16 protein-coding genes are annotated in these 19,314 nt (G+C 72.2%); 3 read left to right on the top strand and 13 right to left on the bottom strand.

The window, feature by feature from the left end:
* Window positions 1-31: 31 nt before the first annotated feature.
* A complete protein-coding gene (hemL, locus tag ACIQTO_RS03300; RefSeq protein ID WP_402382166.1) occupies window positions 32-1,363 on the bottom strand; it encodes a glutamate-1-semialdehyde 2,1-aminomutase in 1,332 nt (443 codons plus the stop codon).
* Between the two features lie 431 nt (window positions 1,364-1,794).
* Here hemL and ACIQTO_RS03295 point away from each other — a divergent pair, with 431 nt between their 5' ends.
* Together ACIQTO_RS03295 and ACIQTO_RS03290 are read left to right on the top strand one after the other, a co-directional pair.
* Window positions 1,795-2,283, top strand: coding sequence for a hypothetical protein (locus tag ACIQTO_RS03295; RefSeq protein ID WP_218198242.1), 489 nt, complete (start codon window positions 1,795-1,797; stop codon window positions 2,281-2,283).
* A 1,034-nt stretch (window positions 2,284-3,317) separates the two neighbouring features.
* The gene (locus ACIQTO_RS03290) at window positions 3,318-3,851 is read left to right on the top strand and encodes a hypothetical protein (RefSeq protein ID WP_402382163.1); all 534 of its coding nucleotides are present in this window, start codon (window positions 3,318-3,320) and stop codon (window positions 3,849-3,851) included.
* 614 nt (window positions 3,852-4,465) lie between these two features.
* Here ACIQTO_RS03290 and ACIQTO_RS03285 read toward each other — a convergent pair.
* The 9 genes from ACIQTO_RS03285 to ACIQTO_RS03245 all read right to left on the bottom strand — a co-directional run bounded on the left by ACIQTO_RS03285 (window position 4,466) and on the right by ACIQTO_RS03245 (window position 15,052).
* On the bottom strand, window positions 4,466-5,404 hold the full coding sequence (locus tag ACIQTO_RS03285) for an EamA family transporter (RefSeq protein WP_402382161.1): 939 nt from the start codon (window positions 5,402-5,404) through the stop codon (window positions 4,466-4,468).
* Window positions 5,405-5,586: 182 nt separating this feature from the next.
* Window positions 5,587-6,807: an acetyl-CoA carboxylase biotin carboxylase subunit family protein gene (locus ACIQTO_RS03280; protein ID WP_402382158.1), complete on the bottom strand. Its 1,221-nt coding sequence runs from the start codon at window positions 6,805-6,807 to the stop codon at window positions 5,587-5,589.
* A gap of 66 nt (window positions 6,808-6,873) precedes the next feature.
* Window positions 6,874-8,214 carry a hypothetical protein gene (locus ACIQTO_RS03275; RefSeq protein WP_402382156.1) on the bottom strand — a complete coding sequence of 447 codons (1,341 nt, stop codon included), beginning with the start codon at window positions 8,212-8,214 and terminating at the stop codon, window positions 6,874-6,876.
* Window positions 8,215-8,357: 143 nt separating this feature from the next.
* Entirely contained in the window at window positions 8,358-9,098 is a 741-nt protein-coding gene (locus tag ACIQTO_RS03270) for a GNAT family N-acetyltransferase (RefSeq protein WP_402382153.1), read from the bottom strand.
* A complete protein-coding gene (locus ACIQTO_RS03265) occupies window positions 9,095-10,336 on the bottom strand; it encodes an acetyl-CoA carboxylase biotin carboxylase subunit family protein (RefSeq protein WP_402382150.1) in 1,242 nt (413 codons plus the stop codon). Before ACIQTO_RS03265 ends, ACIQTO_RS03270 begins: the two co-directional genes overlap by 4 nt.
* The gene (locus ACIQTO_RS03260; RefSeq protein WP_402382147.1) at window positions 10,329-11,585 is read right to left on the bottom strand and encodes an ATP-grasp domain-containing protein; all 1,257 of its coding nucleotides are present in this window, start codon (window positions 11,583-11,585) and stop codon (window positions 10,329-10,331) included. Before ACIQTO_RS03260 ends, ACIQTO_RS03265 begins: the two co-directional genes overlap by 8 nt.
* A gap of 89 nt (window positions 11,586-11,674) precedes the next feature.
* Window positions 11,675-12,376 carry a hypothetical protein gene (locus tag ACIQTO_RS03255; protein WP_380571620.1) on the bottom strand — a complete coding sequence of 234 codons (702 nt, stop codon included), beginning with the start codon at window positions 12,374-12,376 and terminating at the stop codon, window positions 11,675-11,677.
* A gap of 358 nt (window positions 12,377-12,734) precedes the next feature.
* Window positions 12,735-14,021, bottom strand: coding sequence for an MFS transporter (locus tag ACIQTO_RS03250; protein ID WP_402382144.1), 1,287 nt, complete (start codon window positions 14,019-14,021; stop codon window positions 12,735-12,737).
* 53 nt (window positions 14,022-14,074) lie between these two features.
* The gene (locus tag ACIQTO_RS03245) at window positions 14,075-15,052 is read right to left on the bottom strand and encodes a DUF5937 family protein (protein ID WP_402382141.1); all 978 of its coding nucleotides are present in this window, start codon (window positions 15,050-15,052) and stop codon (window positions 14,075-14,077) included.
* 86 nt (window positions 15,053-15,138) lie between these two features.
* Here ACIQTO_RS03245 and ACIQTO_RS03240 point away from each other — a divergent pair, with 86 nt between their 5' ends.
* Window positions 15,139-16,416, top strand: coding sequence for an MFS transporter (locus ACIQTO_RS03240; RefSeq protein WP_402382139.1), 1,278 nt, complete (start codon window positions 15,139-15,141; stop codon window positions 16,414-16,416).
* A gap of 17 nt (window positions 16,417-16,433) precedes the next feature.
* Here ACIQTO_RS03240 and ACIQTO_RS03235 read toward each other — a convergent pair whose 3' ends face one another.
* The 3 genes from ACIQTO_RS03235 to ACIQTO_RS03225 form a co-directional block, all read right to left on the bottom strand.
* Entirely contained in the window at window positions 16,434-17,870 is a 1,437-nt protein-coding gene (locus ACIQTO_RS03235; protein ID WP_402382137.1) for a PLP-dependent aminotransferase family protein, read from the bottom strand.
* The gene (locus tag ACIQTO_RS03230; RefSeq protein WP_380571615.1) at window positions 17,867-18,187 is read right to left on the bottom strand and encodes a hypothetical protein; all 321 of its coding nucleotides are present in this window, start codon (window positions 18,185-18,187) and stop codon (window positions 17,867-17,869) included. Before ACIQTO_RS03230 ends, ACIQTO_RS03235 begins: the two co-directional genes overlap by 4 nt.
* Window positions 18,188-18,248: 61 nt before the next feature.
* Window positions 18,249-19,244, bottom strand: a complete 996-nt coding sequence (locus ACIQTO_RS03225) for an NAD(P)/FAD-dependent oxidoreductase (RefSeq protein WP_402382133.1) — start codon at window positions 19,242-19,244, stop codon at window positions 18,249-18,251.
* Window positions 19,245-19,314: the final 70 nt, after the last annotated feature.

Below are 19,314 nucleotides of genomic sequence, written 5' to 3'. Positions count from 1 at the left end.
ACTTCTCAGTACTCCTGGGGATTGGCCGCGACTACGCGGGCTGGGCCTCGGCGGCCGCGCGGGCGGCGGCCGGCAGTGCGGCGGCGATCCGCCCGATCGCCCGATCGTCGTGGGACGCCGAGACGAACCAGGACTCGAAGGCGGACGGCGGGAGGTAGACGCCCTCGGCGAGCATCGCGTGGAAGAACGCGTTGAAGCGGAACGCCTCCTGGGTCCTCGCCTCGTCGTAGTTGGTCACGGCGGCCTCGGTGAAGAACACCGAGAACATGTTCCCGGCGGTCTGCAGCCGGTGCGCCACGCCCTCCTTGGCCAGGGCGTCGGAGACCATCGTCGACACCTCGGCGGCCACCCGGTCCACCGTCGCGTACACCTCGTCGGTGCAGCCGCGCAGCTGGGCCAGGCCGGCCGCAGTGGCGATCGGGTTCCCGGAGAGGGTGCCGGCCTGGTAGACCGGGCCGGCCGGGGCCAGGTGGCCCATCACGTCGGCACGGCCGCCGAAGGCCGCCGCCGGGAAGCCGCCGCCCATCACCTTGCCGAAGGTGAGCAGGTCCGGCGCCCAGCCCTCGTTCGCCGCCTCCAGGCCGTACCAGCCCGCCTTGGAGACGCGGAAGCCGGTCATCACCTCGTCCGAGATGAACAGCGCGCCGTTCTCCCGGCAGAGCCGGGCCAGGCCGCCGTTGAAGCCGGGCAGCGGCGGGACGACGCCCATGTTGCCGGGCGAGGCCTCGGTGATCACACAGGCGATCTCGCCCGGGTGCGCCCGGAAGGCCTGCTCGACGGCGGCCAGGTCGTTGTACGGCAGCACGATGGTGTCGCCGGCCTGGGCGCCGGTGACGCCCGGGGTGTCCGGCAGGCCGAAGGTCGCGACGCCGGAGCCGGCGGCGGCCAGCAGCGCGTCCACGTGCCCGTGGTAGCAGCCGGCGAACTTCACGATCTTGGCCCGGCCGGTGAAGCCGCGGGCCAGCCGGATCGCCGACATCGTCGCCTCGGTGCCCGAGGAGACCAGGCGGACCTGCTCGACCGGGGCGACCCGGGCGACGATCTCCTCCGCCAGCTCGACCTCGCCCTGGCCGGGCGTACCGAAGGAGGTGCCGTTGACGACGGCCCGCTGGACGGCGTCGATCACCGCGGGGTGCGCGTGGCCGAGGATCATCGGGCCCCACGAGCACACCAGGTCGACGTACTCGCGGCCGTCGGCGTCGGTGAGGTAGGGGCCGGTGCCGGACACCATGAAGCGCGGCGTACCGCCGACCGCGCGGAAGGCGCGCACCGGGGAGTTCACGCCGCCGGGCGTGACGACCGAGGCGCGGTCGAAGAGCGACTGGGACTGGGGGGCTTCGTAGGGGTAGCTCACGGGAGACATGGTCTCAAATCGTGTCCTTCACCTCTGCATGTCGGACCTCATCATCTGGAACGATGATCCGGGCGACGAAGTCTGTACGGTTATCCGTACAACGGGGCCCCTGGCGACTCCGGTCGCACGGACCAGTCAGACTGTGTACTCCGGGCGTGCGCGAGCTCCGGGTGTTCAGGGGTGTGAAGAGGACTGCCGCGTGCCGTGACTGGGTACGGCGGCGCATGACGGGTAAGGAGCACGGCCGGTGGGACGCCGGACGTGCGGGGGTCTGTCGATTCCGGCGAATTCCGGTGAGGATGGTCCGAGTGTCCGAGGCGCAGGACGGCTACGACGAGGCCGCGGGTGGCTCCCGCAGGCCCGCCGAGGCCGCACGCGGGGGTACGGGAGCGGGTACGGGTCGTGGCGGTCGCGGCGGTGAGAGGCGGGGTGAGGGACGCATGGGGGTGACGTACAAGTACTTCGGCGCACCCGACCGCGCCACCGCCGCCAGAGTCCCCACCGCGCTCGGCCCCGGAGGGCTCGGCCTGGACGCGGGCGAGCTCGGCTCGCTGGGGCGGCTCGGCGACCTGATGGAGACCAGCGGCTCGCCCAACGGCCACCTCTCCACCAAGATCAAGCCGGAGACCATGAGCGCCATGGTCCTCACCGGCATCCAGGGCGTGCCGCTGCACCAGGTCCCGCCGCTGGAACTGGTCGTGCTGCACCCCGACTACGCCGTGGTGCAGCTCCCGCAGAACGTCGTCGAACCGCTGCGCAAGGCCGACGAGACCGAGCTCGGCGCCGCCGCGTTCATCTGGTCCACCGTGCCCGACCGCCGCGGCCCCCGGGACGCCTTCGTGATCTACAGCATGCTGCACGAGTGGCAGGACTTCGCGAACCGGCTGCACGACGCCGGGCACCAGCTGTACTGCCTGGTCTGGCCGTGACGCTGCGGCCCACGGGCCTCTGATCGCTACCGGCGGGAGGCTGGGAGGCCCTCGGAACGGCGTTTTCGCGGCGCTGTTGGGGCCACAGGGCCCCAACAGCGCCCGGTTGCAACTCGTGCTCGACCGCTGCTGCCGTCGGTTCGACGCCGCTTCCGGCGGTCGGGAAGGCATCCCGACCGCCGTCTGCCGCGTAGTTCTCGGCGGCCCCCTTGCGGTCGCCGAGCCGGGAGAACACCTTCGCACTACGGGAATTGACGGTGGCGCCGGCCGGACCCCAGGAGCGGGCCCAGTACGGCATGTCCTCGCCGTCGGCGGCCTCCAGCAGATCGCGGGCTCGCTGATTCGTGGCGGCCAGGCCGTGGGCGTGGGTGATGGTGAACAGGGCCTCGGTAGCGGCGTCCACGCGGCCGCCCGCGCGTGACAGTGCGGCCTCGGACAGCGCGAATGTCTGGGAGGGGTGACGCAGCTCCATGCCCTGCTGGGCCAAGGTCCGCAGGACGAAGGAGTCGTGGCCGACGATCCCGGACTCGACCGCGAGCGCGTACGACTGGTGGTAGTAGCGCTGGGCGAGGCCCTGCTCTCCGGCGTCGTAAGCCTTCCAGCCGGCCAGGTGCGCGCCGACGGCCGCGGCCGAGAGCATCTGTCGGCGGGCCCCGGCTCGCGCTTCGCGTGGCTTCGCCCCACCGGGCAAGAGCTCGGTGGGGCGACGTCGCCGGCCGTTCTGCGGCGTAGCCGCCCGGCCGTCCCCGAGCCGAACCGACCGGTTCGACGGTGAGGGCCCCGTCGTTGCCCCGGGGCGATGTACCGCCCCCGCCCGATGTGCGGGCCGTTGCATCCGGGCAGAAGGCCGAACCGGCTTTCGCCTACCTGGTTTCCGACGATGCCCCGGTCGATGGAGGGAGTTCGCCGATCGGCACGACGTTGCTTCTGCTGGAGCGGCACCGCCACCATGCACCCGTGTCGTCCACAGCCGGCACCATCGGGTGAGTGTGACCAGGGCAGGTCGGCCATTGGATGGACTCGAAGCCCGCAAGATGATCCTGCACCAGCTCTGCCGCGGACGCGATGAGCCGGCTCACCGGGAGGGCGAGGTCGATACTGCGACTGAACTGGAGTTTCTCCGCCCGCAGGCCCAGGAGGAGGATCCGGCCGTACCCGTCGTCCTCGGCGAGCACCCACTGGGTATCTTCAGGAATGTCACCGGAGATCGCCCGCAGGATATCCCTACCGACCCGCATGCAAGGCTCACCGAGCGAGGCTGGGAGATCGACGGGCGGCACACCGACCAGATCCCAAGTGCCGAGAATCCTCATGGCATCAGACTATCGGCCACGACGAGAGTCGAGCCCTCATTACCGGCTGATCGTCACCACACTGGCGAACCCACTCTTCGTTTCCGCGGACTTGCCGTCCGCGATGATCGGCAGCCCGCCATCACCGGCTACACACCTGAAGACGAACCTGACGCCGGCGGCTCGGGCACGCCAACCGAGTTGACCTTGAAGGTGCAGCTGCCGGCTTCCACATTGGAGCCGATGCAGTTGGTCGGAAACGTCCAGCGCCAGTAGTACCCCGCCTGGATGTTGGCGTAAGTATCCTGGGTCACTCGCGGAAGCACCGTCGTGGAACGGCCCTGCCGTGCAGGTCAAAGTCTGATTGGCATCGCGATCAACCCGAGTGCGACGGCCCCCGCTCGGCTCACCGACTTCACGCTGCCGGTTTTCTTCATGGATCCATCGTGCGAAACCGCATCAAACAATACTTCGGAGCCAGAATGCTCTGGCAGGATCCGGCGGACAATTGGCCGGATGCCTACCGACCACCCCGGCTCGAAGAAGCAGGAGGTTGATATTCCGGGAACTACGCATGTGTTTGACGCGGCCGAACGACAGCAAGGCCCGGCAAGGCAACCCTCCCTGGCGGGCATCATCTGCACCCGCAGACTCCCCAAATGAGTCCTCTTAATCCAGTCGCCCGTCGCCTCTCGGTCGGGCGGCTCCTGGAACAGCGAGTGGCAGAACGATCCGCGGGTCACGGGCCTGTGGATCAATGCCCCCGCACGAGTGGCGGGGCTTCGCGAACCGGCTGCACGACGCCGGGCACCAGCTGTACTGCCTGGTCCGGCCGTGACGACGACCGCGTGCGTCCCCCCGGAGGCGGACGCACGCGGTCGGTGGGCGGGTCAGCCGGTGGCGGCCTTCTCCGGCGCGGGGACGGCCGCGGCGGAGTCGGCGGGCTGCTCGGGCACGCGCTCGCCGCGGCGGACGGCGCCGAGGCTGGCCGCGACCACGCAGACCACGCCCGCGAGTTGGAGCAGGCCCATGGTCTGGTGCAGCAGGACGAAGCCGATCAGCGTGGCGAAGCCCGGCTCGAAGCTCAGCAGCGTGCCGAACGCGGCCGTGGTGAGCTTGCGCAGCGCGAGCATCTCCAGGACGTACGGCAGGACCGGCAGCAGCACCGCCGCCCCGGCCGCGCCGAGCAGGATGCCCGGGGTGAGCACCGGCACGGCGTGCACCAGCCCGAACGGCGCGGCCACCAGGGCCGCCACCGACAGCGAGATGGCCACCCCGTCGACGCCGGAGAACCGGTCGCCGACCCGCTGGGTGAAGACCACGTAGCCGCCGAGCGCCGCACCCGAGGCGGCGCCGAAGGCCAGCCCGACGAGGTCGACCGAGCCGTTCCAGGGCTGGGTGAGCGCGAGCACGCCGCAGACCGCGAGCAGCGGCCAGATCACGTCGATCCGGCGGCGCAGGCCGGCGACCGCGACGGCGAGCGGCCCGAGGAACTCCAGCGCGCTGGAGACCCCGAGCGGGATCCGGTCGATGGCCTCGAAGTAGCAGATCGTCATCACCGCGCTGACCGTGCCGAGCGCGGCCGCGAGCAGGAGGTCCTGCCGGCTGCGCCCGCGCAGCCGCGGCCGCGCCCAGATCAGCATGATCGCGGCCGCGAAGGCCAGCCGCAGCGAGGCGGTGCCGAGCGGCCCCGCCGTCGGGAACATCCAGGTGGACACCGCGGCGCCGGACTGGACGCAGATCATCGCGCCGACGGCGAGGCCGGCGGCGCCGTACGTCCCCGGAAGGGCCTTGCGAGCACGGCCCGTCGTGGTGGTCGCTGGGGGCATGAGGTGATGGTCCTTCCGCGGTACTCGGGCACGGGTCTCGGGTCTCGGGTCCGGCCGTGGGGGGTGGCCCACGGCCGTCCGCCACGGTCACGGTACGCAGGTCGAGGCCTTCCTGGCAGGCAGTCTCGACATGTGCGTGCCACGGCGGTTGGAGCGCCGGACACCGAGCTCCCGAGCCGACGTCACACCGCGGCGGCTTCCACGGTCTCCGCCGAGACGGTGTAGCCCTTGAACGTCTCGGTGATCGACTCCAGGACCTCCTCGGCGTCGGCGCCGCGGAACCGGAAGCGCCCGCCGACGTGCTCGTAGCCGTGCGCGACCGGCAGGACGTCGCCCACCTTGGCCAGCGACTCGGCGTACGGGCCCGGGGTGCGGCCGACCATCGAGGTGATCCGGGTGAAGCGGCACGGCCGGGGCGCGGGCGCCGGGACCACCAGGAAGCCGGCGACGTCCTGGACGGCCCAGTCGACGCCCTCCTGGAGGGGCACCCCGAGCTGGAGGTGGAAGGCCGCCTTCATCAGGTCGTACCCGTGCACCTCGCGCCAGAGGAACGGCGTCTCCGCGCCGCCGACCCGGGCACCGGTCTCCAGGAACGAGCAGGTGGCACCGGACTCGGTCTCCTCCAGGAACAGCTCCAGGTGGAACGGGGTCGCCCGGTCGGTCAGCGCGCGCATGTACTGCTCGGTGGCCTCGCCGATGATCCGGTGCAGCTCCGGGTCGGCCTCCTCGATGGAGCCGTAGAAGGTGCCGTGGGCGAAGTCGAGGCAGGTGTTGACGTAGCGCGAGCCGCGCCAGACCAGCAGCCGCTCGCCGTCGAAGATGCCGTCCACGTGGCAGATCAGGTGCGGGTTGCGCACCTGGGCCATCAGCTTCCAGCGGCCGAACTCGATGCGCTCCAGGTCCTCCGGGCCGGAGATCACCACGACACCGGCGCTGCCGCTGCCGTCGCGCGGCTTCACCACGAGGTCCCAGCCGTGCTCGGCCGCGAAGGCGGTGATGTCCTCGGCCGTGGAGACTGCGGTGAAGGCCGGGATCGGCAGGCCGGCGGCGGCGATCCGCTCGCCCATGACCACCTTGTCGCGGAACGCCAGGACCTCCTCCAGCCGCATGCCGGGCAGGCCCAGTTCGGCCCGCACGACGGCGGCGTTCTCCAGGTCCTCCTCCTTCAGCGTGATGAGGCGGTCCGGCGCGCCGTGGCGCTCGGCGAGGCCCAGGACGGCGGCGCGCAGCTGCGCGAGGTCCTGGATGTCGTCCAGGGTGACGATCTCGGCCGCGCCCTCGGGGACGGCTCCGCGCCCGAGCGGGCTGGTGATGTACGTGACGGCACATCGCGTGTGGTCGATGTAGGCCGCGTAGTCGGCGTAGGTGTCCTTCCAACGGTTCATCACGATGACGTGTGACATTCCGTGGTCTTCCGACGTTCTCACTTCACCCATCCTGATTGTGTACGGCGGTTCGGCGCGGACGGCTCAGTACGTCAGCACCGCACCGGTGTGGACCTGGTCGATGGAGCGGTGCCCGATGACCTCGGTGGAACCGGCCGGGACGACCCGGGCCTGGGCGCCGGCGTAGCCGTCCGGCTGGTAGAAGACGCCCCACAGGGTCTGCCAGGGCCGCTCCTCGCCGGTCGCCGGGTCGACCATGAACTCGGCGCGCGGGACGACCCGTTCCTGCACCACGCAGCCCGCGGCCGCGCCCTCGGTCAGGGCGGTCCGCCAGGCGTCCTCGGCGGTCTCCCAGCCGGCGACCACACCGTGTCCGCCGAAGAGGTTGTTGGGCTTGAGGATCAGGGTGTCGCGGCGCGCCATCAGGTCGTCCAGCCGGCCGGGGACCAGCAGGTCCTCGGCACGCTGGAGGGACCGCGTCCACGGCAGCGCCCGGTCGATGACCTTCCGCTCCTCGGCCGTGAAGCCGATGGCGTAGTGCGGGTCGGAGAGCAGGGCCATGCAGCCCTTCTCGCCGAACAGGTTGCTCTGCAGGGTGTGCCAGAGCAGCACCTTGCCCGCCTCGTGGGCCCGGAAGACCGGCTCGGCCAGCTCGACGAACGCCGGGTCCTCCAGCAGCTGGTCGGTGTCGAAGGCGCGCCACACCACGTCGATGACCCGGCCGTCCAGCACCAGCCGGCCGTCCTTGACCACGAGGTCGTCGAGCTCTCCGAGGTGGAGGTCCAGACCGAGGCCGCGCAGCACCCGGTGCACGTTGTACCAGGTGGCCGCCCCGAAGGTGTCGAGGCCGCCCGGGCCCTCGATGATCGCGACGACCGGCTCGCGGTCGCCCGCGACGACCTTGGCGGCCTCCTTGATGGTGCGCACCGTCTCGCGGCCGGTGTGCACGTAGCCCAGGCCGTGCTCCTCGGCGAACGCCGCGAAGGCGTCGATCTCCAGCAGGCCGCGCGGCACCTCGCCGGCCCAGTCCCAGCCGCCGAGGTCGCTGCCGATGCCGAACTCCAGCAGCTTGAAGGCGTCGCCGTCGTGGTAGACGTCGGCGCGGCCGAAGACCACCGGGGTCTGGTGCGCGTGGCGGCGCATCAGTTCGGCCCGGGCGCCGTGGACACCGACGGCGTCGAGGAAGCGGTCCAGGTCGCCGTCGAAGAGCCGGTCGGGCAGCGTGGTGAGCATCCCCAGCAGGGCCGTCAGATCGTCGGCGAACGCGCGGATCTCGCGCTCCTCGACGAAGTTGGGGCGCGGCGGGTAGGGGCGCTTCCAGGTCGGGATCGCCGGGTTGGCCGCCAGCGTCCGCATGACGTCGACCAGGCCGTTGCCCGGGATCTTGCAGGCGGCGTTGTACGCCTCGGTCACACGGTTGGTCATCGTCGGTTCTCCGTCATCACGTTCTCCGTACTCGGTTCCGTACTCGCGTCCCGCACGGCCGCCCCGGGCGCCGGCACCCCCCGGTGCCGGCGCCCGTCCCGGCGGCCACCCCCGTACCGGCCCCCGTGCCGGTCACGGTCCGCTCAGAGGTCCAGCACCAGGTCGGTGACCGGCCGGGTGATGCAGAGCAGCACCTCGTCGTCCTCGGGGTCGACGCCCGGATCGGTGTTGTAGCTGACGGTGCCGCGCTTGATCCGGACCGCGCACGTGCCGCAGACCCCGGCCCAGCAGAGCGACTCGGGCTTCAGCCCGCCGCGCTGCGCGAACATCAGCAGCGCGGTGGAGGACGGCTCCCAGCGCAGTGTCCGGCCCGAGCGCTGGAACTCGACCTGGAGATCGGCGATCCGGCCCAGGGTCTCCAGCGCGTCGAAGCCGCCGGCGGTGTCCCGGCCCAGGACGGTCGGCGACTCCTCGGTGAAGCCGAGCGCGGTGAACCACTCCCGGGCCTCGCCCGGCTCCACCCGGACCCGCGTCACCGGCTCGCCGCTGAGCATCAGCAGCACGGCGGCCACCAGCAGCCGGCCGAGGCCGATGCCCCGCTTGTCCGGTGCCACCACCAGGTCGTACAACTCGGCGCCGTCGTCGGTGCGGTGGACGCCGACGCAGGCGATCACCGTGCCGAGCTCCTCGATCAGGCAGAACTCCTCGATCCGCTCGGCGTGGAACGACTCCGGCCGGTCCGGCAGGGCGGCGCCCGCCGTCCGGGCCAGCGCGCGGACCGCCGCCTCGTGGCCGGCGCCGGCCCGGCGGATCTTCACCTCGTCGATGTCCGGCCCGCCCCGGGCGATCAGGATCCCGACCGGGCTGGTGAGAGCAGTGGTCATCGGGCAGCCGGCCCCTCGTGCTCGACCACCAGCCGGTACCGGTCCATCACCGCGAGCGCCGCGCGCCGCACGGCGGCGTGGTCGGTGCCGCGCAGCCGGAACCGGCCGCCGATGTGCTCGTACCCGCCGCTGCCGTCGAAGACGGTGCCGACCTCGGGGACGACCTCCGCGTACACCTCGTCGACGCTGTCCAGCAGCGAGCTGCGGGACACCACCGTGCTGGGGTACGGCCGCGGTTCGGGGATGCTGACCCAGCCGCCGGCGACCCCGACGGGCAGCGCCTCGGCCGCCACCGCCGGCGGCAGGCCGATGGTCGCCCGGAACGCCTCGGCGAACAGGTCGATGCCGAACAGGTCGCGGTGCACGAAGGGCACCTCCGCGCCGCCGGGGCGCAGGCCGACCTCCAGGAAGACCAGCTCCCCGCCGGCCGTGTCGAACAGCTCCAGGTGGAAGGGCCCGTCGACGAGGTCCAGGGCGTCCAGGCAGCCACCGGTGAACTCGGCGACCCGGTCCAGCCGGGGGCCGGGGTCGAGCAGGACCGACCCGAGCGGGGTGCCGGTCAGGAAGTCCAGGCAGGTGTTGATGTACTCCGACGCGCTGACGAAGTGGAACTTGCCGCCCCGGCGGATGCCGTCCACGTGCAGGATCGCGCCCTCGACGTACTCCTCGCACTCGTAGCCGTCGAGCTCGGCGCCCTGTTCGACCAGCAGCGCGGCCAGCTCGGCCTCGTCGCGGACGAGCACGACGCCGCGCGCCGACCAGCCGGCCCGCGGCTTGAGGATCAGCGGCAGCCCGACCTCGGCCGCGATCCCGGCGGCGGTGCTGTCCGCGTCCAGCCGGCAGAACCGCGGCACCCGCAGCCCCGCACCGCCGACGAGGTCCTTCATCCGGGCCTTGTCGCGGAAGGCGGTCACGAACTCCGGCTGCCAGCCCGGGACTCCGAGCTCCACCCGCAGCTGCGCGGTGGAGAGCACGTCGTACTCCGAGGGGCCCACGACGGCGTCGAAGCCGCCGTGCAGCTCGGCGAGCCGCCGGGCGATCGGCAGCAGCGTCCCGATCTCCAGGTCGTCGACCACCACGAGGTCGAGGGCGCTCTCCTCGTCCAGGATCGGCAGGCCGCAGGGCAGCGTGATGTACGCGAGCCGGCAGCTGCCCGGCTCGACGAACCGGTGGTACTCGCCGAACTCGTCGTCGAACCGGTTGATGACCAGGTACTGCGGGATCTCTCGACTAGACAAAGCGCACCTCGTCCCGGACGGCGTGCCAGCGCGTCGCGGCGTCCTCGTACGACTCGGCCTTGTAGACCACATGACCGAGGAAGCAGCGGAAGTCCTCGGCCGGCGGGATCGGCTCCCCCGGCCCGACGTAGAGCCGCACCTCCAGGGTGTCCGGGTGGGCGCGCAGCTCGTCCAGACCCTCGATGGCGCGGTAGCGCGACAGCCCGTAGGCCGTGAAGCAGGCGATGCCCACGTACTTGGCGGTCGGCGCCGAGGAGGCGCCCACCTCCTGGGCGCTCAGGCCGGTGTAGCCGGCGAGCATGATCCGCTCCTGGGAGACCCCGGTGACGGCCTCCACCAGCTTCGGGATGCGGTGTCCGGCCAGCCGGGCACCGAGCTCGATCAGGACCGGCTCCCCCGCCGGCAGCCGCAGCTCGCAGTGGAACGGCCCGCGGGTGACGCCGAGCGCCTCGCAGACGCCGGCGACGTAGGCGTCGATGGCCGCCTTGGCCTCCGGGGCCGCCGGGTGCGGCATGATCTGGCCGAGCTCCACGAAGTAGGGCTCCGGGCCGAGCATCTTGGTGGTGACCGCCAGGACGACGGCGCGGCCGTTCTCGACGTAGCCCTCGACGCTGACCTCGGGACCGTCCAGGTACTCCTCCAGCAGCACCGGGCCGTCGAGGAGCCGGCCGAGGTCGGAGCGGTGGTCGGCCCGCAGGCTCCGGAAGGCGGCGAGCAGCTGCTCGGGCGAGTCGACGCGGCTGACGTGGATGCTGCCGGCGGACTCGGTGGGCTTGAGGACCGCCGGGAAGCCGACGTGGTCGGCGGCGGCGAGCAGCTCCCGCTCGTCGGTGGCCTCGGCGTGCCGCGGGACCCGCAGCCCCGCCGCCTCGACGAGCCGGCGCATGGTGGCCTTGTTGCGCAGCCCCCGCGCGGTGTCGGCGCGCAGACCGGGCAGGCCCAGCGCCGGGGCCAGCCGCGCGACGGTGTCCACGTAGAACTCGAACCCCGGCACGATGCCCGCCAGCGGGCTCTCGGCGTGGAGTGCGGCGGCGACCTCGGCCAGCGCCTGCTCGTCGTTGGTGTCCACCACGACCAGCCGGTCGACGTGGTCGCGGGCCGCGTCCGGGAGGCGACGGTCGTCGACGTCCGCCGACGCCACGACGGTCTCGAAACCGAGCGCGTGCGCCTCCGCGAGCAGGGCGACCCCTGACGAGCTCGGCTCGACGATCAGGACGCGCCCGCGCGGGGCGGGCAGTTGTTCAGACATCAGTGTTCAACCCTCACGGACGGGTGCGCGACATGATCACGGGCGGCCGGCACGGGCGCGGCGCGAGGCCGCGCCCGTGCCGTTCTCACTCAGACCCCGGCGGGCTGCTTGCTGCCCACGGTCAGCTCGTAGAGCTCGGCGAAGTAGTCGCCGATGAGCTCCACGAAGGTCGTGAGGTCCTGGTACGCCTGCTTCGGGGTGCCGAACACCTCGACCGCGCGGGCGACCGTACGGAACATCAGCTCGTCGTGGTCGTGCGACTCGTCGAACTCGATGTGGGTCGCGGTGCCCGCGACGAACTCGCGGCCGAAGTCCTCGGCGGCCTTGTTCGTGATGGTGGGGTTGTAGCGGTCGGAGTACCACTCGACCAGCCAGTCCCAGACCGTCGTGGGCGCCGGGCCGCGCGAGTCGGCCTCGAGACGCAGGTAGCCCATCAGCTTCTTGGTCGACGGGAAGACATCGGTGGCGTCGATGTCCTCCTGGGTCAGACCGAACTTGAAGAGGTCACGGGTGAACATGCTCTCGTGGCCGAACTCCTCCGCCAGGTACTTGGCGAGGTGGGCGGCGAGGGTGTCGTCCTTCGAACCGACCTTGAAGAGGGCGTAGGTGTCGACCTCGTTGTTCAGACGGATGCGAAGCACGGTCTCGGTGATGTGACGGATGTAGAAGTCCCGGTCCGTCCACTCGCCGGCGTGCAGCTCGCGCATCTTGGGAACGCGCTGGAACTGCTTCTCGATCAGCTCGGCCGCGAGGTTTTCCAGCTTCTCGCGGTCCAGGGTTTCCGCTGCCACTTGTTTCCTCCTAGTACCAATGCGCTGCCATGCCGGGGAGGCGCCGCATACTGCTCCGAATGTGCGGCTCAATGGCGCATTCCCCGTCGATAAGGACGCTAGCAACCGGCGCGGTGCTCGGACAGTGCCAATTCGCCATGCTTGGCACCATGGCCCCGGCCGCCCGGGACGCGAAAAGGCCCGTGGCCGGCCCGGTGGAGCGGGCCGGCCACGGGCCGGGGGAATTACCGAGGTATCGGGGGAACAACCTGCGGGAGAAATCGGGAGGCACCGCCGGAGAAACGGTCCGCGAATAGCGCGGGCCCCCCGGGCGCGTACCGGAGATCATCCGGCGGGGCGTGCCGGGAGAACGCCGAGGTCACACGGTGGCGGGGGCCGCCACCGGCTCGTCCTCCGGCGCGGTCGGGAGCTCCCGCATGGCGCGCAGCGGCGAGATCACCACCGGCAGGACGGCGAAGAGCTCGCCGACCACGCCCACCCACATCGCCGCCCGGACGCCGTACTCCTCGGCCAGCACGCCGGCCAGCAGGGCGCCGACGGGCACCACGCCCCAGACCATGAACCGGATCGTGGCGTTCATCCGGGCCATCAGGTGCTTGGGGGTCACCCGCTGCCGGAAGCTGACCTGGGTGACGTTGTAGATGATGAACGGGATCCAGCCCAGGCCGTGCAGCACGATGCCGAGGGCGAGCCGCCAGTCGGCCTGGTAGAGCGGGAGCGCGAGGAACCAGCAGGCGGTGCTGGCGACCATGCAGATCCAGATCGCCGGGCCCTGGCCCAGCCGGGCGACGACCCGCTCCGCCAGCACCGCGCCGGCGATGCCGCCCAGGGCCGCGGCGCTGAAGACCAGGCCGACGAGCAGGGCCGACAGGTGCAGGGTGTCCGCCAGCAGGACCACCAGCAGCGAGATGCCGATGGTGCCCCACAGGTTGGAGATCGTCGCGGTGGCGGCGATCGGCCGCAGGATCGGGTGGCCGAGCACGAAGCGCAGGCCCTCGCCCATCTCCTTGCGCAGATTGCTGTCCGGGCGGGGCTCCGGCCGCCGCTCGGGCCGCCGGATGCGGGTCAGGAAGAACGCGGAGCCCAGGAAACTGACCGAGTTGACCGCGATGGCCAGCGGCGCGCTGAGGACGTTGATGATCGCGCCGGCCAGACCGGGCCCCCCGACCTCGGCCACCTTGCGGGTCGCCTCCAGTTTGGCGTTCCCCTCGACGAGCTGTTCGTCGGCCACCAGCGAGGGCAGCACGCTCTGGTAGGCCACGTCGAAGAACAGGGTGAGCACCGAGCTGCCGAAGGTGACGGCGTAGAGCTGGGTCAGGGTGAGCGCGTCGAAGGCGTACGCGACCGGAATGGAGGCGAGCAGGATCGCCCGGCCCACATCGCCCACGATCATCACCCGGCGGTGCCGCATTCGGTCGACCCAGGCGCCGGCCGGAAGGCCGAGCAGCAGGAATGCGAGGTACTGGAACATCGTGAGCAGCGTGACCTGGAAAGGCGTGGCGTCCAGCTCTTTGATCGCCAGATAGGGCAGGGCGAGCAGTGTCACCGCCGAGCCGATCTGACTGATGGACTGGCCGGCCCAGAGTTGCCGGAAATCGTGATGGGAAATCAGGCTCTTTTTGGGCGCCGGGCTCGATTGGGACACCTGAGGAGCATGCTGGGCGGCCGGTCGGTCTGTCAACGCGATAGCGCCCGGAACTACGCCTGCTGCAACAGGGCCGTCCCCAGGTCACTGACCGTGTAATTCACCTCGCGCCGGTACCGGTGGCTGGTCACCAGTCCGGCGTCGCGCAGCACCGCGAGGTGCTGGGAGACCGCACCCAGGCTGAGCCCGGTGCGGGCGGCCAGCTGGGTGGTGGTGGTCGGCGAGCTGGTGCAGGCCAGCAGCTGGGCCCGGCTGCGGCCGAGCAGCCGGGCCAGGCCGTCCCCCGCGCTCTCCCGGCGCTCCCAGAGCACCCCGAGCGCCCGGGACGGGTAGACCGCGCCGGGCGGGGCCGACCGGCGGGCGGTCAGCAGATGGCACCGGCCGGCGAAGGCGCTGGGGGTGAGGGTGATGCCGGTACCGCCGAGGTCGAGCCCGGCCGCCGGGAGGTCCGGCGAGACCAGCCGGTCCCCGGCCCACCGCAGGCTCGGGTGGAGGCCACCCAGCACCTGCTGGATGCCGTCCTCGGCGAGCCGGCGGGTGCGGTGGGCGATGTCCGCCTCCAGCACCGCGCGGATCCGCGGCCAGTGCGGCTTGACCGCCGCCAGCCACCAGGCGTGCACGGCGTCGGCCAGCTCGGGCAGGGCCCGCTCCGGATCCTCGGCGAGCCGGCGCCCGAACGGTGAGCGGGTCTGCGCCGGACAGGCGGCGCCGAGACCGGCCCGGACCTCCTCGGCCGGGGTGGCCAGCAGGATCGCGAGCTCCTCCTCGATCTCGGCGAGCGGGCAGCGCGGTGACGGCGTCAGAAAGGCCGGCCCGTCGTCGCGCAGCGGCAGCAGAGCGGCGAGCGCCGCCGTCCGGACCACCAGTGCGCGGTCCTGCCGCAGCGCCAACGCCCTTCTGATCCAGGGCAGATGGACGACGTACCGACCCGGGTCGGCGACCACCCGGAGGCTGGCGACCGTCTCCCAGAGCGGGGAGATCGCGAACCTGATGTTGACGATGTCGTGCACGCCGAACCGCAGTTCACCCATGGCCTCGTCCTCCGACCGCCCCGCGAGGTTTTCGCCCAGACTAAAACAATGGCCGTTCCGGCTCCAGGGTGGTGGTGTTGGCGGCCATGACAGCGCCTCGCACCAGTCTCTTCCGCCATACCGACTTCCGTCGGTTCTGGGCGGCCGACTCGGTGAGCCAGGCGGGAACGGCCGTGACGCTCATCGCCCTCCCGCTCGTCGCGATCGGCACGCTCAAGGCCACGCCCTTCCAGGCCGGTCTCCTGGTGACCTTCGAGTACCTGGCGTTCCTGCTCATCGGCCTGCCGGCCGGCGCCTGGGTGGACCGGGTGCGCCGGCGGCGGGTGATGGTCCTGGGCGACCTGGGCCGGGCCGCGCTGCTCGCCTCCGTCCCGATCGCCTCCTGGCTGGACGGCCTGACGCTCCTCCAGCTGTACGGGGTCGCGTTCGGGATGTCCGTCTGCACCGCGTTCTTCGACGCGGCGCACGGCAGCTACCTGCCGCACCTGGTGGAGGACGCGCAGCTGGTGGAGGCCAACGTCAAGATCGAGGCCAGCCGCAGCACCATCCAGGTCGGCGGGCCGGGCGCGGGCGGGGTACTGGTCGGGGCGCTGACCGCGCCGGTGGCCATCGTGGTCGACGCGGTGAGCTTCGTCCTGTCGGCGCTCTTCGTGACCCGGATCAGGCGGCCCGAGGAACGGCCCGAGATCCGTCCGGACGCGAGCCTGCGGGCCGAGATCGGCGAGGGGCTGCGGTTCGTCTTCGGCGACAGACTGCTGCGCTCGATCACCCTCACCGCGGCGATCTCCAACATGTGCGGCACGATCGGCGCCTCGATGCTGCTGGTGCTGCTCGCCGGCGAGCTCCATCTGTCGCCGTTCCTGTGCGGGCTGGTGTTCACCGCGGAGGCGGTCGGCGGCCTGATCGGGAGCCTGGTCACGGTGCGGATCGTGACCAGGTTCGGCCAGGGTCCGGCGATGTGCGCGGCGATGATCACCAGTGCCGTGCTCTGGCTGCTGGCCCTGCCGATGTACCAGGCCGACTGGCGGTTCGCGGTCGCGCTGCTGCTCCAGGCGCTGGGCTGGGTGGTCTTCATGACCTTCAAGATCACCGGGGTGGCGTTCCGCCAGCAGCTCTGCCCGAAGCCGCTGCTGGGCCGGATGACGGCGACGGTGCGCTTCCTGGTCTGGGGCGCGATGCCGCTGGGCGCGCTGATCGGCGGCGTGCTGGGGCAGAGCCTCGGGGTCCGGCAGGCGATGTGGGTGGGCGTCGTCGGCGAGCTCTTCGCCGTCCTGCCGGTCCTCCTGTCGCCGCTGCGGCGGATGCGCGAACTGCCGGGCGCACCCGCGTCGGCGGGCGGGGCGCCGCTGGCGCTGGCGCCGTGACGGCGGCCCGCCCGGCATCAGGCCGCCGCCTGGGCCCGACGGCTCCCCCGGCCGGTCAGCCGGACCTCCCGCCAGGCCTCCGCGAGGCGCTCGCAGCCCGCGACCAGGGTCGGCTCGTCGGCGACGAACGGGATCCGGATATGGCTCTCCAGCGTGCCGTCCACGCCGAAGCGGCCCCCGGAGAGGATCTCCACCCCGCGCCGGCCGGCCGCCTGCGCCAGCGGCGAGCCCAGTCGGGCCCCGAGGTCCACCCAGAGCGAGAGGCCACCCCGCGGCAGGGCGAACCGCCAGTCGGGGAAGTCCCGTTCCAGCAGCTGCGCCAGGACCCGGCGGCGCTCCAGCAGCAGCTCCCGCCGCTCCCGCAGCAGGCTGTCCCCGGACTCCAGCACGCGCAGCCCGATGAGCTGGGTGAGCAGCGAGTTGCCGGTGTCGACGAGGTTGCGCAGCCCGATCAGCCGGGCGATCACCGGCTTGGACGCCCGGATCCAGCCCACCCGCAGGCCGGCCCAGCAGGTCTTGCTCATGGTGCCGATGGTGATGACGTGGTCGGGCGTCGAGTAGGAGGCCATCGGCGGGGGCGGCTCCCCGCCGTCCAGCGCGAGTTCGCGCAGCGCCTCGTCGACCACCAGGTAGGTGCCCGAGCCGCGCGAGGCGTCGACGATCGCGGACCGCGCGGAGTCCGGCATCACCAGACCGGTCGGGTTGTGGAAGTCCGGCATCAGATAGGCCAGCCTGGGCGCCTCCTGGCGCAGTGCGGACGTCCAGACGTCGGTGTTCCAGCCGTCGGCGCCCAGGCCCACGGTCAGCAGCCGCCGGCCCAGCGCCCTGGTCAGGTCGATCACGTTGGGGTACGTCGGACTGTCGGTGATCACCGCCTCGCCCGGCCGGGACAGCAGCCGGATGATCAGTCCGAGCGCGTGGTCGGCCCCGGCGGTCACCAGGATCTGGCCGGGACCGGTCGGAGCGCCCCGCCGGGTGAAGTCGTCCGCGATCTCCCGACGGAGCTCGGCCACGCCGGCCACGTCGTAGCCGTGCAGGTGCGAGTACCGGCCGAGGTCCCCGGCGGCCAGCCTGGTCGCGGTGCCGAGGACCGCCTCGGGGGCGGGCAGCGAGGCCACCGCCAGGTCGATCGACCCGGCCCCGCGGGCCGCCAGCGAGTACGGGGCCCGGGTCCGTCGGCCGGGCTCCGGCAGCCGGACGAACGAGCCCGCCCCGCGGTCGCTGGCCAGGAACCCCCGCTCGCGCAGGATCCGGTAGGCCGCGGTGACGGTGTTGCGGCTGAGACCGCACTGGGCGGCGAAGGTCCGCTCGGCCGGGAGCCGGGCCCCGGCCGGCAGCCGGCCGTCGGCGATCAGCACCTGGAACGCCTCCGCCAGGTCCGCGTAGGCCGGCCCGGCCGCCCGCCAGTCACCGAGCATGCGGACGACCTGGGTGGCCGTCAGCGCGTAGCTCAACGCGCCGACGGACCGGCGGAGGCGAGGTCCGCTTCGGTCCCGGTGAAGGGGGAGTTCAGCCGGACGCCCACCGAGCAGGGCACCGGACCGGTGCGCGCGGTGGTGGCGTCGGTCAGCATCGCGCCCAGCTGCTGGGCGTTCTCCTCGGTGAGGATGAACTCGATGCGGTCGCACCGCTCGGAGTTCCGGCCGTGCCGGCCGACCAGGACGTGGAGGGAGACGTTGCCCTCCGCGTCGAGCGTGGCGGTGACCGTCCCGTCGACCACTCCGGGGATCACCTCGCTGAACTGGCCCGACTCAATCTGAGGTGTCGTCATCATTGGCTTCCTCTCATCGGTGTGGCGGCACGCGCCGGGGCGCGTCGGGGCGGTCGTCGGCTCAGGCCGGACCGGACTGCGGAAAGTCGGAGGAGTGCTCCGGGGCCAGCTGGGCGCCGGGGCGCAGCGCCACGGCCGCGTGGTTCACCGCGGTGGCGGCCTCGCCGAAGCCGACCGAGATCAGCGGCACCCGGCCCTCGTAGGCGCAGCCGTCCCCGACCGCGTACACCTGCGGCAGGCTGGTCCGCATGGCGGCGTCGACCAGGATCTGGCGGTGCTCCAGCGTCAGGCCCCAGTCGGCGATCGGACCCAGCTGGGAGGAGAAGCCGAGCGCGGCGACCAGGGCCTGCGCGGGCAGCTCCAGTTCGCCTTCGGGGCTTCGGACGGTCACTCCCGCCAGGGCGTCGGTGCCGTGGCAGGCGGTCACCTGGGCGTCGGTGACGACCCGGACGGGTGCCGCGTACAGCTGCTTCACGCTGTGCTCGTGGGCCCGGAAGGTGCCGCGCCGGTGGACCACGGTGACCGACCCGGCGATCGGGGCCAGCGCCAGCGCCCAGTCCACCGCGCTGTCGCCGCCGCCGACGATCACCACGTCGCGGTCGCGGTGCTCCTCCAGCCGGGGCACGTGGTAGGCGACGCCCCGGCCCTCGTAGGGCAGCGAGCACGGCAGGGTGCGGGGCACCACGCGGCCGATGCCGGCGGAGATCACCACCGCGCCGGCGAGGACCCGGCTGCCCGCGTCGGTGGTGATCTCCCACCCGGTGCCGTGCGGCGCGAGGGTCGTCGCGGTCTGGCCCAGCAGGTAGCGGGGCTCGAAGGGCGCGGCCTGCTCCAGCAGGTTGTCGATCAACTCCCGGCCCTTGACCGCGACATGGCCGGCCACGTCGTACAGCCGCTTCTCGGGGTAGAGCGCGGCCACCTGGCCGCCCGGCTGCTCCAGCGCGTCGATCACCGCGCTGGTCAGGCCGCGGAACCCGGCGTAGTACGCGCCGTACAGGCCCGCGGGGCCGGCTCCGACGATGGCGATGTCGACAGTGGACTCGGTGGCTGGCGCCACGGCCGTCTCCTTTGGTGTTCGGAAGCAGGGATGGTCGCGGTCCGGCCGGCCGGGGCGCAGGCTCGGGATC

The organism is Kitasatospora sp. NPDC091207 (assembly GCF_044768625.1).
Taxonomy (GTDB): Bacteria; Actinomycetota; Actinomycetes; order Streptomycetales; family Streptomycetaceae; genus Kitasatospora.
Note: the sequence above shows the minus strand (reverse complement) of the source record. Positions and strands in the feature narration are given on the sequence as shown.

Coding starts and splice junctions, on each gene's coding strand:
- hemL (WP_402382166.1), bottom strand. CDS start 1,363: ATGTCTCCCGTGAGCTACCCCTACGAAGCCCCCCAGTCCCAGTCGCTC.
- ACIQTO_RS03295 (WP_218198242.1), top strand. CDS start 1,795: ATGGGGGTGACGTACAAGTACTTCGGCGCACCCGACCGCGCCACCGCC.
- ACIQTO_RS03290 (WP_402382163.1), top strand. CDS start 3,318: ATGATCCTGCACCAGCTCTGCCGCGGACGCGATGAGCCGGCTCACCGG.
- ACIQTO_RS03285 (WP_402382161.1), bottom strand. CDS start 5,404: ATGCCCCCAGCGACCACCACGACGGGCCGTGCTCGCAAGGCCCTTCCG.
- ACIQTO_RS03280 (WP_402382158.1), bottom strand. CDS start 6,807: ATGTCACACGTCATCGTGATGAACCGTTGGAAGGACACCTACGCCGAC.
- ACIQTO_RS03275 (WP_402382156.1), bottom strand. CDS start 8,214: ATGACCAACCGTGTGACCGAGGCGTACAACGCCGCCTGCAAGATCCCG.
- ACIQTO_RS03270 (WP_402382153.1), bottom strand. CDS start 9,098: ATGACCACTGCTCTCACCAGCCCGGTCGGGATCCTGATCGCCCGGGGC.
- ACIQTO_RS03260 (WP_402382147.1), bottom strand. CDS start 11,585: ATGTCTGAACAACTGCCCGCCCCGCGCGGGCGCGTCCTGATCGTCGAG.
- ACIQTO_RS03245 (WP_402382141.1), bottom strand. CDS start 15,052: ATGGGTGAACTGCGGTTCGGCGTGCACGACATCGTCAACATCAGGTTC.
- ACIQTO_RS03240 (WP_402382139.1), top strand. CDS start 15,139: ATGACAGCGCCTCGCACCAGTCTCTTCCGCCATACCGACTTCCGTCGG.
- ACIQTO_RS03230 (WP_380571615.1), bottom strand. CDS start 18,187: ATGACGACACCTCAGATTGAGTCGGGCCAGTTCAGCGAGGTGATCCCC.